Annotated in this window: 13 protein-coding genes and 2 pseudogenes; 7 read left to right on the top strand and 8 right to left on the bottom strand. The window is 70.5% G+C overall.

Annotated elements, in window-relative coordinates:
- Positions 1-129: 129 nt before the first annotated feature.
- Complete coding sequence (locus tag C1J00_RS08205; protein ID WP_102908378.1) at positions 130-897, bottom strand: class I SAM-dependent methyltransferase; 768 nt, start codon at positions 895-897, stop codon at positions 130-132.
- Positions 898-970: 73 nt separating this feature from the next.
- Positions 971-1,451, bottom strand: a pseudogene (locus C1J00_RS08210) (MarR family winged helix-turn-helix transcriptional regulator).
- A gap of 106 nt (positions 1,452-1,557) precedes the next feature.
- On the opposite strand from C1J00_RS08210, the gene C1J00_RS08215 reads away from it, so the two are divergent.
- Entirely contained in the window at positions 1,558-2,304 is a 747-nt protein-coding gene (locus tag C1J00_RS08215; protein ID WP_102908379.1) for a dienelactone hydrolase family protein, read from the top strand.
- Between the two features lie 70 nt (positions 2,305-2,374).
- On the opposite strand, the gene C1J00_RS08220 is transcribed toward C1J00_RS08215, so the two are convergent.
- Positions 2,375-2,860 (bottom strand): DUF488 domain-containing protein, encoded by a 486-nt coding sequence (locus tag C1J00_RS08220; protein WP_102908367.1) that lies wholly within the window; start codon positions 2,858-2,860, stop codon positions 2,375-2,377.
- A 69-nt stretch (positions 2,861-2,929) separates the two neighbouring features.
- Positions 2,930-3,325 (bottom strand): RidA family protein, encoded by a 396-nt coding sequence (locus C1J00_RS08225; protein ID WP_102908368.1) that lies wholly within the window; start codon positions 3,323-3,325, stop codon positions 2,930-2,932.
- Between the two features lie 135 nt (positions 3,326-3,460).
- On the opposite strand from C1J00_RS08225, the gene C1J00_RS08230 reads away from it, so the two are divergent.
- From C1J00_RS08230 to C1J00_RS08240, 3 genes and pseudogenes are all read left to right on the top strand, one after another.
- Positions 3,461-4,429: a helix-turn-helix transcriptional regulator gene (locus tag C1J00_RS08230; RefSeq protein ID WP_102908369.1), complete on the top strand. Its 969-nt coding sequence runs from the start codon at positions 3,461-3,463 to the stop codon at positions 4,427-4,429.
- A gap of 190 nt (positions 4,430-4,619) precedes the next feature.
- A complete protein-coding gene (locus tag C1J00_RS08235; protein ID WP_102908370.1) occupies positions 4,620-5,141 on the top strand; it encodes a DUF4232 domain-containing protein in 522 nt (173 codons plus the stop codon).
- Positions 5,142-5,450: 309 nt separating this feature from the next.
- Positions 5,451-5,597 (top strand): annotated as a pseudogene (locus C1J00_RS08240) (SAM-dependent methyltransferase); the annotation flags it as partial.
- A gap of 43 nt (positions 5,598-5,640) precedes the next feature.
- On the opposite strand, the gene C1J00_RS08245 reads toward C1J00_RS08240, so the two are convergent.
- Complete coding sequence (locus C1J00_RS08245; protein WP_102908371.1) at positions 5,641-6,258, bottom strand: TetR-like C-terminal domain-containing protein; 618 nt, start codon at positions 6,256-6,258, stop codon at positions 5,641-5,643.
- Between the two features lie 135 nt (positions 6,259-6,393).
- Between C1J00_RS08245 and C1J00_RS08250 the strand changes: the two genes are divergently transcribed.
- Positions 6,394-7,665: an alpha/beta hydrolase gene (locus C1J00_RS08250; RefSeq protein ID WP_245936257.1), complete on the top strand. Its 1,272-nt coding sequence runs from the start codon at positions 6,394-6,396 to the stop codon at positions 7,663-7,665.
- A gap of 123 nt (positions 7,666-7,788) precedes the next feature.
- On the opposite strand, the gene C1J00_RS08255 is transcribed toward C1J00_RS08250, so the two are convergent.
- Complete coding sequence (locus C1J00_RS08255) at positions 7,789-8,097, bottom strand: hypothetical protein (RefSeq protein WP_102908373.1); 309 nt, start codon at positions 8,095-8,097, stop codon at positions 7,789-7,791.
- A gap of 440 nt (positions 8,098-8,537) precedes the next feature.
- Here C1J00_RS08255 and C1J00_RS08260 point away from each other — a divergent pair, with 440 nt between their 5' ends.
- A complete protein-coding gene (locus tag C1J00_RS08260; protein WP_102908374.1) occupies positions 8,538-9,293 on the top strand; it encodes a restriction endonuclease in 756 nt (251 codons plus the stop codon).
- 253 nt (positions 9,294-9,546) lie between these two features.
- Positions 9,547-9,972 (top strand): DUF6003 family protein, encoded by a 426-nt coding sequence (locus C1J00_RS08265; protein ID WP_102908375.1) that lies wholly within the window; start codon positions 9,547-9,549, stop codon positions 9,970-9,972.
- Between the two features lie 86 nt (positions 9,973-10,058).
- Here C1J00_RS08265 and C1J00_RS08270 read toward each other — a convergent pair whose 3' ends face one another.
- Entirely contained in the window at positions 10,059-10,730 is a 672-nt protein-coding gene (locus C1J00_RS08270) for a hypothetical protein (protein ID WP_102908376.1), read from the bottom strand.
- 269 nt (positions 10,731-10,999) lie between these two features.
- Positions 11,000-11,941: beta-1,3-glucanase family protein (locus tag C1J00_RS08275; RefSeq protein ID WP_102908377.1), on the bottom strand; the 942-nt coding region annotated here is incomplete at its 5' end.

An 11,941-nucleotide genomic window follows, 5' to 3' on the forward strand; every position in this document is an offset into this window, starting at 1 on the left:
GGGACTCCGACCGGATGACCGGCGAAGATCGCAGGCTATCAGCTGTGCTCTTCCGTCCCCCGGGTTCTGCGACGGACTCGGCCCAGGGGGCGGGCGCCCGGGGCGGCCAGGCCGAAGGTGGTGCCGTGATCAGTCCTCGTGGCGCCGACGCGCGAGATGGACGGTGAGGTCGGCGGTCATCTCGACCGTGTCCGGGAGGACCTGCCTGATCCGGCTGAACGCCTGCTCTCGCGCCGAGGCCGGCAGGACGAGATAGGCCGAGACGGTCGAGAGGTGCCCGACGTAGTCGTGGGCGGTCATCGTCACATGCCGCTCGATCACGGCCTGTTGGACGTCGGTGAACCACTCGGACCGTTGCAGCTCGCTGCCGGGCCACTGCATCTCATGATCCGGTGGGGTCCCGTCGGGGGACGGAATCTCGTCGCTCTCCAGGAACGGTGCCCTCGCCGCGCTAACGGCTTCCTGCACGGCCGCGTCGGCCGGTCGGAACGGCCCGCCGAACGAGGCGAACACGCCCCCCGGCTCCAGTAGCGCGGCGATGCGTGGCCACCGGCCCTCCGGGTTCGTCCAGTGCAGCGCTGCCGCCGCGTAGACCAGCCCGTACCGCTCCCCCGGCCGCAGGTCCTCGAACGCGGCTCGCACCGTTGCGACGTTCGCCGGCACGTGCTTGCGCAGCTCGGCGAGCATGGACCCGTCGGGCTCGGTCGCGGTGACCGCGATCCCCCGTCGAGCGAACAGCCGGGTCGCCTTGCCCGTCCCGGCACCGATCTCGAGGGCAGTGGGGACCGGACGGCCCGCGTACGCCATCACCATCGCGAACAGTTCCACGGGGTACCCCGGCCGGAACCGCTCGTAGGCTGCCGCGACCCCTCCGAAGCTCAGCGCACGACCGGACATGCCGAGCATCCTGGCACACCGGTTCCGGAGACGAGCGCTCGGGGAGACCGGCCGCGTACCGGCTCAAGACGGCTCAGGAGCCCCGGGTGTGGTGGTCCAGCAAGCGAGTGAGCAGCTGCACGAACCGGTCCCGTCCGGTCCGGCTCAGTGGTGCGAGGAGTTGGTCGTGGAGGTCGTCCAGGACCTCGTCCAGCGGCGTAGGTGGCGGCGGCCCCGGGCGGAGATCGTGATGACGTTGCGGCGCCGGTCGCCGGGATCCGGCGCCCGCTCGACGAGGTCGCGCCCGGCCAGTTCGTTCAGCACCCCGGCCATGTCGCTGCGGTGGATGCCGGAGCGTCCGCTCAGCTCCGCCTGGCCGGCCGGCCCGTACTCCTGCAGCGAGGCGAGCACGGCGTAGTGCCACTTGCGGGCGTCGGCCCGGGCCAACCCGTCGGTGATCAACCGGTCCGACCGCGTGGTCAGGTGCGACAGCAGTCGGCCGGCCCGCCGACGCAGCAAGTCGGGCGTCTGAGCGCGCCGTCATCAGGCAGGTCGGCTGCTGCGGCTCTGATCATGGCACCGACCCTATCCGTTGTATCGGTCCCACAGACGATGTACGTTCGCAAGGCAGGAACGTTAGTGCGACTAACGCTAGTTGAGTGCTTTCACGACAGGACGATGTTGCCCACCCAGACACTGCTGATCCCCACCGAGGACGGCCGGGCCGACGCCTTCGCCGCCCATCCCGACGACGGCGAACGGCACCCCGGGGTGCTGATGTACCCGGACGGCTTCGGCATCCGGCCCGTACCGCGGGAGATGGCCTGCGAACTCGCGGGGCACGGATACTACGTGCTTGTCCCCAACGTCTTCTACCGGCACGGCCCGGCACCGCTGATCGAACTCCCCGAGCACATCGGAGAAGAGGTCCGGCCCGCGGTCTTCGCCCGGCTGATGCCCATGATCGAGGCGCACAGCACCGAACGAGTCCTGCGTGACGCCGAGGCCTACCTCCAGTTCCTCACCACCCGGCCCGAGGTCGGGGCCGGACCGGTCGCGGTGACCGGCTACTGCATCGGCGGACTCCTGGCGATGCGCACCGCCGCGGCCCACCCCGACCGGGTGGCCGCCGTCGCCGGGTTCCACGGGCCCGTCGCGGCCGACGGGCCCGAAGGGCTGCACCGCCTCCTGTCCGGGCTCACCGCCGAGGTCCATCTCGGCCATGCCGAGTCCGACCTGACGCCCGAGGCTCTCGGCGAGCTCAACCGTGCGCTGGATGCCGCAGGTGTCACCTACATCTCCGAGATCTATCCCGGCACCGTCCACGGCTTCACGATGTCCGACACCGACGCCTTCGACCCCTCCGCACTCCAACGCCACTGGGACGACCTGCTTCCCCTCCTCGGACGCACCCTGACCGGCGGCTGACACCCGGTCGACGTCGCGGGCAGGCACGGGCCGGGCTCATGAAGCCCGCCCCGTCGGCACCCGGCTCGCCTCACGACGGGCGCAGGTGCTCGACCGTGACGTGGTGCCGCTCGGCCAGTCGCCTGGCGATCAGCGAGCGGTGGCATGCTTCCGGACCGCGCTCGACGCAGAACAGCGCCGCGGTGCCGCCGTCGAGCAGCGCCGAGACGATCGGTGTGAGGTCGGCATGGTCGAGGATCTCGGCGGTGTAGCGGCGGGTGTACTCGGCGGCGAGTTCGCGGCGGGAGCGCTTGCCGACCCCCTGGCGGTCGTCCTCGGCGTACTGGAGGTGGCGCAGTTCGGTGGTCGGGGCGAGCTCGGGGTGATGCTCGTAGGCGATCCCGGCGTGGGCGAGGGCCGCTTGCAGCCGGAGTGAGTTCGCCCAGGCGTACTCGGGTCCGCGGACGCCGCGGCGCTGACGTACGTCGAGCAGGCGGCGGACGTCGGCGTGCCGCAGTCGGCGCAGGAACGAGTCGCGGTCGAAGCCGTAGACGCCGATCGTCACCATCTTGAGCATCGGCCCACCCATCTGCTCACTGCTCGTGCCGGTGCGGCCGGCACGAGCAGCACAAGCGGCGAGGTCGCATCACGCGACGGCGGTCCCCTCAAGTTCCACCATCTGGCCCGGCACGGCCAACCGTGCCACCCCGAGCATCGTGGTGGGCGGTGCCACCCCGGCGGCGCCCAGCCGCGACGCCAGCACGCCGTAGTGCGGGAAGAGAAGATCGACGTCGGTGGTGTAGACGTTGAGCCGGACGAGGTTCGCGAGGGACATGCCGGCCTCGCCGAGCACGGCCTCCAGGTTGTCGAGGCTGAGCGCCAGCTGCGCGGCCATGTCACCGTCGTGCCGGGGCTCGCCGTCGCCGCTCATCGCGGTCTGTCCGGAGCAGTACAGGGTCCGGGTGTGCCCGGAGACGACCTCACCCTGGTTGAACCCCATCTCGGCCGACCACGTCACCGGGTTGACCGGCGTTCTTTCCACTGCCACATCCGCTCCATTCGGGTCATGGGGAGTGCGTACGTCCAACGGCGCGGTTGCCACCGTCGTCGACGTCGCCGCTAAGAGCCTTCCAACGAATCACGACACCCTTGGTCATGTATTCGTTAAGGTCATCGCATGCGCGCTGATCGGCTGGTCTCGCTGGTGCTCCTGCTGCGTCAGCGCGGTCGGCTGACCGCGGACACGCTGGCCCGCGAACTGGAGGTGTCCACCCGCACGGTGCTGCGCGACATCGAGGCGCTGTCCGCGGCCGGCGTCCCGGTCTACGCCGAACGCGGCCGGCACGGCGGGTTCGCGCTGCTGCCCGGTTTCCGGACCGAGCTCACCGGCCTGAACCACGACGAGGCCCTTGCCCTGCTGACCGCCGGATCGGGGCGCGGCGAGCAGGTGTTCGGCCTCGGCTCGGCCCTCGCTTCGGCCATGCGCAAGGTGGTCGACGCGCTACCGGAAGGCCATCAGGCCACCGCGAGCGACGCGGCCCGGCGTTTTCTCGTCGAGCCGGAGACCGACCTGCTCTCACGCCGGGTGGTCACCGAGGAGGTCCCCGACGCGACCATGTTCGAGATCCGGCGCGCGGTGCTCGCCGGACACAAGCTGCGCATCCACTACGCGGCCACGGACCAGTCACCGCGGTGGCGCACGGTGGACCCGATAGGCCTGGTCACCGTGCGCGACCGGGGCTACCTGCTGGCCACGAGATCCGGCGCCGACCGCACCTACCGGCTCTCGCGGGTGCTGGCGGCCGAGGAACTCCCCGAACCGGCGCAGCGGCCCGACCGGGTCGATCTGGACCGGATCTGGCGGGAGCGCAGTGCACAGTTCCTGTCCAGCGGCCACATCGCCGTGCTGGTCCGGGTGAACCCGGAGCGTCGGGAAGAACTGCTGAACAGCGCGGTGGCCGTCCGTACCGCGGAGCTCGACACCGACGGCCGGCTGCGGCTGGAGGTGACGTTCCAGGATCTACGGCACGCCGAGTGGGCGCTGTGGCAGCTCGGCACGGACGCGGAAGCCCTCACTCCGGGGGCGTTGCGCACCTCCCTGCGCGACCGCGCCGCCGCGATGGCCGCCCGGTACGCGGACGGTTGAGGGGCCACTGTCCCTTCGCGTCCCGGCATGCCGTTCCAGGCTGCCGGCGTTTGTCCTGGTCAGCACCCGTTCCAGCGTTCCGGCGTCCCGAATTGACCGGCTGCCGTGGCGGCCGGGACGCATCGCGGAACAGGCTGAGGTCGTCCGAGCGGCTCGCCGGACAACCCACTTCGCACTCTGGAGATCTCGAATGCGCTCGCGCTTCACCGCCCCGTCCGCCCGCCTCGCCCTGGCCGCGGTCGCCGCTGTGGCCGTCACCGCCACCGCGACCGCCACGGCCACGGCCGACAGCCGAAGCAGCGCCGTGCGGGCCTGCGTGACCAAGGACCTGACCTACAAGGTCAGCTCGAAGACGCAGGCGGGCGGCTACTTCCTCGTCACCGCCAAGGCCAAGTCCGGCGTGACCTGCTACCTGGAGGGCGTCTTCCCCTCCGCCTCCTTCGGCTCGGCGGCCGACACCGAGGTGTCGCCGGCCGAGCACGCTGTCAGCGAGAGGGTCACTCTGTCCGGCTCCACCGCCGCCTACGCCGGCATCAACCCCAAGACCACGAACGACGAGCACGGCAAGCAGTTCGATTTCCTCCACCTTGCCGTCGCGGGCGACGAATCAAACGCCGTCACCCTCACGCTCCCCGAGACCGCGACGGTCGACCGGCCCGTCGCCACCAACTGGCACGCCGACCCGGCCGACGCGGTCCCCTTCTCCGGCTGACGCCCCCGCCAGCAGCCGCCCCCGGCCCGGACACACCCCCGGCCGGGGGCACGGCCGTTTCCTCGACCGCACAGGACCGGCCTTGCCGTGTCGGCAAGATTCCGTGCCGCGCGTGCCGCGCGTAGGGCGCGTTGGGCGCGTTGGGCGCGTTGGGCGCGTTGGGCGCGTGGCGAGACTGAGCGTCTGCCCACGCAAGGAGGCCTGATGAGCGCCACCGAAGCGCTCGCGTTTCTGGGACGGCGTCTACGCGGCCCGGTCGGCAGCCGAGGTTCCCGGCCCAACGCCCGCCTCACCGAGACGGTTTCGGGGCCGCAGGAGGTCACCGCCGGAATCGACCTCGGCCCGCAGACATGGACCGTCGAGCGGGCCCACACGCCCCGCCGTATCGTGACCGGACCGGACGGGCGCACCGCAGAGGTCACCGACCACGTCGTCCTGATCCACCGCACCGCCTGAACGCCACCGGGGTCCGGGCCCGAGCGCGCCCGCGTCCGCTCCGTCAGGGAGCGGGCTCAGCTCGGCGCAGGCTGGTGAACACCGCAGGGGTCGTCCATCCGCGGAGCGTGGCGTGCATCGTCGACCGGAACGCGGCCTCCGCGGTGGCGGCGTCGAGGGCACCGGCCAGTTCGAGCGTCACGAGTCCGTGCATGGCCGCCCAGACGGACAGGGCGATCGACGTCGCTTCGCCGGCGAGCACGGATTCCGCCACAGCGCGATCGATCGCCGCGAGGAGCGGGCGGATCGGGTCGTCGACACCGACCTCGCCCGACGGGTCGAAGGACTGCACACCGCCGAACAGCACCGTGTACAGGTGGCTGTGGCCGCGCCCCCAGCGACGGTAGGCGACGGCCAGCGCGAAAAGGTCGGCCAGAGGATCCGCGGAGGCCGGCACCGCCGAGACCTCCTGGAACAGGCCGGCGACGGCTCTGTCACGCACCGCGCCGATCAATCCGTCCTTGCCACCGAACAGGGAGTACACCGCCGTTGTCGACGTCTCGGCAGCAGCGGCCACGGCCCGGACGGTGACCGCTTCCCGCGGACGCGTGGCGAGCATCTCGGTCGCACACACCACGAGCCGCTCTCCGACGGCGTGGTCGTTCGTTTTCGGCCTACCCACGACCGACAGCCTACCTCCTCTGATAACGTCGTTTTGAAACAGCGTTATCAATCAAACCCATGGAGGTTCGTCGTGCCCATGTCCGCCCCACGTCTCGTCCGCGCCACGGGGCGCTTATTGCCGGCCTTGGCCGCCGTGGCGGCTCTGGTCGTCCTCTTCGTCGCACTGATCGCCCTCACCGACGGGGCAGGCTCGGGCTGGGCCGCATGGCTGACGGCCCTTGGGGTCGGGGCCGCCCTCGCGATATGGCGGGGCCGGCGCCGCAGCCGCCGGGCGCGGTTGCTGACCTTCTTGCCGGTGGTCGTCGCGGCGGCATTGACGGCGACGGTCTGCGTCCCGACCGTGCCGACGACACGGCAGCACCCACCCGCCCTGCCGTTCGTCGCAACGCAGCACTGGAGCCTGGCCACGGGCAGCCGGGTCGCGGTGTATCACTACCCGCCCGCGGACACCGGCGCCCTGCGCCCCGTCCCGCTCGTGTACATCAACGGCGGCCCGGTGCGGGGCATTTCGTTGCTCGACCACCGGTTCCTCCAGCTCCTGGCCCGCCGGGGCCACGACGTCTACGCCTACGAACAGGCCGGCGGTGGCCGCAGTGACCTGCTGCCCATGGACCAGTACTCGATCTCCAGGTCGGTCCGTGACCTCGGCGCCTTCGTGGACCGCCTGGACAAGGGCGAAGTCGATGTTCTCGGGTTCTCCTCAGGCGGAGTCGTGCTGACCCGAGCCCTGGCGGAGCCGAGCGTCGCCGCACGCCTGCACCGGGCCGTCATCGCCGATCCCGGGCCGATGGACGGGCCCACCGCGCGCATCAAGGGACCCAAGGGCCGGAAGTCCGCACGGAACCTGGCACCGACCATGACCGGACCGCGCTCGACGCACCTCCCCCGGTACGCCGTGGCGTTCGGTCTCATGCGACTCGGACTCCTGTCCCCCGACACCGGGTTGATCGGGCAGGCCGAGGGCGACAACGCCTTCACCGCCGCCGACCTCGGCAGCGACACGGCGTCCGCCTACTGCGCGCGCGACGCCCACCGCATCCCCGTCGAGGACACCGCCCAGAACTTCTCGTTCAGCGCCGCCGCCAGCCTCCGCGTCCAGCAGACGATCAGGGATTCGCCCTCCATCGCGCCGCGCCTTGAGCGGTCCCGGACCCCCGCGATGCTGATGATCGCCGAGTGCTCCTCACAGGTCCGCCGATGGGCGACCGAGATCCTCGCCAAAGACCCCGCCGTCCAGCGGACGCACGTCATGCCGGGGGTCGGACACCACATGTGGAACGGCCTGGACGACAACGACGACCGTGCCGCCGCCGTCATCACCGCGTTCCTTCAGGACAAGCCGGCACCACTGCCGAACCGTCCGACTCGCGACGAGATCCCCGCTTTCCTGCGCGATCACAAGTGAGAGTGCGCAGCTCGTCGGTGCGCTCGCAATCATCACCAAGGACGCCCTGGACCCCCATCGCATCCTCGGCCCGGGCGTCCTGATCGACTGACCGGCTGCTTCGACTCCGACGCGGGTCGGCGGTCACGCGAGCCAGAGCGAGCCGCGCCGATGACGCGCCGGCACGATGTCCATCGTGTCCACCGCATCGAGTGCGAGCTCGCCGGCGGTGGAATTCACCATCCGCAGGAGAGCGCCGACTTGGGCTCGCAGCCGCTGCCGCGCCCGGCGTTCCTCCGTCGCTGACCACTCGGCCACCGAGCGGTCCCGCTGGTGCCGGGGGAAGGAGTAGATCGCGACTGTCCGGCGGACCTTGCGAGGTTGGGGCCGTCTGGACTGTCGTGCGGCATCGGTGAGGGTGCGCGCGCTGTACCTGAGGTCGTAGAGGATCACGGAGCGCCAGGGATCTCCTGGCGAGCGGTCGGGTGCGCTGCGGCTGCGTGAGGCGGGAAGGTGGTGGGCGGTGCGGGTCACGGGACTCCGATCGCAGCAACCGCCAGGTGTCTCCTGGCGGGCTACCTGAAGCCCGTCGGCCCTGTCGAACGCACGTTTCCCATGCGGATGACCTTATCTCCCCGCTTCCGTACGTGCAGGATCGCTGCGACTTTTCCTGGCGCCGCCGCCTGCCGAGGGGTCGGGAGCCCGGCCGAAACGGCCCGCCGCCCGTTCCGTGAGCCGGCTGCAGCGACAGCGTCGGGCCACGGATGCTCGGCGTCAACACGCCGCACGGGGTCGGTGGAGTGGACCGCGGGGCGCTGGTGGCGGTGAAGCCGGTGATCTCGGGAACACGGTGGGAGTGATCTTGCTGTTGGTCCCACAGGAGGGGGGATGTCGTGACAGTGCCTCCACAGCGCACTCCGTTCGTGAGGCGCCGCCGGTACGGGTTCGATCTCCGGTCGACGGCTTTGTTCTTCGTGCTTCTCGCAGTGCTCGTGAGTGTCCTGGGCCTGGCCGCCCGCGTGGCGGCGAGCACCGTCGAGCAGCGTCCTGCCTGGGTGTTCGTCCTGGTGGTGACAGGTGTCGCGGGTTGTCTGGGCCTACGGCGCCGGATGCGCGTGGCGGGAGTGGCACGCCGGGCCGCCGCAGCACTCGACGAGGCGGCCAGGGAGGCGGCCGAGGAGTTGGAGGCTCCGGCGGTCCCCCGTCAGCGGGCGGCCGCCGAGGCCGTCGTCGACTACGACGCCCTGACACCGGAGGAGTTCGAGGAAGCGATCGCGGCACTCTGCGAACGGGACGGCTGCTCGGGTGTCGACGTCGTGGGCGGCGCCGGGGACTTGGGCGCCGACGTCGTGGCCGCGACGTCCGACGGGCGCCGCGTCGTCATCCAGTGCAAGCAGTACGGCGCGTCCCACCGGGTCGGCTCACAGGATCTGCAGCGTTTCGGCGGCACGTGCTTCAGCGTGCACGAGGCCGACATCGCCGTGCTGGTCAGCACGAGTGACTTCACAGCGCCGGCGATGGAGTACGCCGGGCAGTGCGGGATCGTGTACGTGGACCGGGAGACGCTGGAGGCCTGGACGGACGGCACGGGTCCCCGGCCATGGGAAGCGGCCCCGGGCGGCGGGGGGCGTGGCAGTCTTGCCCGGTGATCCCCGTGCCGGCACCTCTCAGCCAGGACGACGATGGACTGGACCCCCCGCCGCCGGCCGACGAGCCCAGGGACGTGCTCGTTCCTCGCCTCGTACATCGACACCCTCCTCACCCAGACTCGGCGTCGTGCCGCCGCCCCCCGAGTGAGCGCGCGTATCCGGGGGACTTCCCTGTCGGTGGTGATCGGGCGGTATTCCGGGCCCGGCGGGGTAGTGGGATGTCGATCAGCACCCTGGTGAGAAGGAGCCGAGGATGACCGACGACGCCTACCTGTTCCTGCTCGACGACGCGTCCGCGCAACTCGGCGTGGTTCCGGCGGCCGTCGGTGACCTCGCGTGCATGGAGACTCCCGCGGTGCGCGCCTGGCTCGACGCTCAGGGAAGCACGCCGACCTCGCCGCACCTGCGTCTGCTGCCGCCGGAGGAAAGTGCGGCCGTGCCCGAGGGAGCGGAACGGCTGCCCGTCCCGCTGAGCGAGGAGGAGCTGAACCGCCTCCGCCACCGGATGGCACCGGAGCCGCTGGCCCGCGTCGAGGAGGAACTGCTCGCCTACCGCGACTGCGCGGGCGGCCGGGACGGCCTGATCGGACGAGCGCTGGCCGCCGGTGTGGCACCGCACCGCATCGTCGAACTGACCGGGGTGGATCCCGCCACGGTGACCGCCGCCGCGAGCAGTTGACGATGCTGCGGGCACCCCGTCGGACGAGAGCCATCTGACGGGCCCGGTTCGGCACCGAGCCTGGCTGTCGAGCCGGGCCCAACCGATCAGCGGCTGCGGGTGAAGACCTCGTCCTGGGTGGAGCCGCCGGCGCACAGCTTCTTCTCGTCGGCCGTCATCTTGCGGGACTTGACCACGACCGCGCTGTGCTTGCCGTCCGTGCCGTTCGGGGCCGGCCCGGTGACGGTGTCGGGCACGAACCAGTAGTAGTGGTCCCACTTCCGGTCGTCGTAGTGGGTCTGCCATGTGCCGGATATCTGCTGCATGACCTGGGCGCGGGAGATCCAGCCCACTTCTCCCGGCTTCACGGTGACGGTGAAGGAACTCGTCTCCGTGCGGGAGCTCTGCCAGGTGTAGTTGTAGGTCGCGGTCACACTGGCCGTGATGATGCCCTCGATACCGCCGCCCACGGTGACGGAGCCGCCCACCGAGTGGGACGAGCCGACGGTGTCGGCCCATGACATCGACTGGGAGGCGGGCGAGTCGGTGCAGTTGAAGAGCAGATCGGAGACCTGGCGGGGCTCACCGAGGTAGGCCTTGCCGAGCTGCGGTGCATTGAAGCTGCACTTGCCTTCTCCGGAAGCGCAGTCGGCGAGGATCTGTTCCGCGGTGGGCTGTTCCTCGGCGGCGGCCGGGACCGCCGTCGCGATCACCCCGAGTGCGGTCGCCGCCAGCGCGAGCGTGCGGCTGCCGTACCGCAGGGCGTGGTTCATCGTCATCGTCGGTGCCTCTCACCAGTGCGTGGGGGGATGTGACCACAACGGCCTTTGTTCTGGCAGGGGTTGCGGTCATCGGGTGATGCCAATGAGGCTCACGTAATCGCCTGTCGAGCTACACCAAGAGATGGCAAAGTTGTAATTGATTTCAAAACTGATGAACAGCCAACTTCGTGGTCGCCCGATCGGCCTGGGCGCGGTCCGGCAGGCGGAAAGGGCAAAGCCGCCGGCACCGCGTCCGGTTCGCGGAGCCGGCGGCACTGTCGGATTGTTCAGTTGAGGGGATCGAGCGTGAGGTAGGCCTGGCGCGGGTTTCCGTCGTGCACGAGCGATTCGTGGTGGCCCACGTCGTCGAAGGCGAAGGCGTACGCCTTTCCGTCCGCCATCTGCGCATGGATCTTGCGCGCGTAGTGATTGGTGACGTTGTCCTTGTAGAAGTCGGCGGCGTCGGAGTCGGGCTGACTGGAGTTGACCAGCAGCGTGGAGCGGTTGAAGCCGGCACACAGGGTGCGCGATATCGGCCCGCGTACCTGGTCGTTCGGGGCGTCGAGCCTGCGGTGACAGCCGAAGACGGAGGAGGCGTCCGGCTTCTGGAAGCTGGTGACGACGGCACCGGAGCCGTCGGTGAAGTTCATGACGCCGCCGGAGACCCGGCCGTAGTACTTCGTGCCGGGCCGGTCGGCGAACGGGGTGACCGTCAGGGTCGAGGTGGAGTACTTCTGCCAGACGCGGTTGATGTAGTCGTCCATGACGCCGGCCGGCAGGGCGCCGGTCTCCAGGCCGTACAGCGGCGACAGGGCGCGCAGTACGGTGCCGTCGGAGCGGGTGTGGATCAGGTTGGCCCAGCCTCCGGGCTGCCCTCTGAGGGCGTTGAAGACGCCGTTGTATCCGCCGGGCTTGAGCCGGCCGGTGCTCGCGGTGCTGCCGTCGGCTCGCTGCACTCCCACCGCGTAGGGAGCGGAGAACATGTCGACCTGTGTGCTGTTGATCCACAGGCCGGAGTCGTTGAGCGTGTACTCCGACCAGTTGAACAGGATGTTCCGGTTGGGGTCGGCCGGGTTCTGCACGGCCGGCTGGACCAGGCCTCCGGTGGTGAGCCTGAAGACCAGTTTCCGGCCGTAGGAGAAGTACACGCGGCCGGAGAACTTCGGCATGCGGATCGTGGCCGACTGTCCCGCGGCCGGGCCCGGGATCGAGGCGTCGGGGGCGGGGGT

Origin of the sequence: Streptomyces cahuitamycinicus, from assembly GCF_002891435.1 — a bacterium.
Taxonomy (GTDB): Bacteria; Actinomycetota; Actinomycetes; order Streptomycetales; family Streptomycetaceae; genus Streptomyces; species Streptomyces cahuitamycinicus.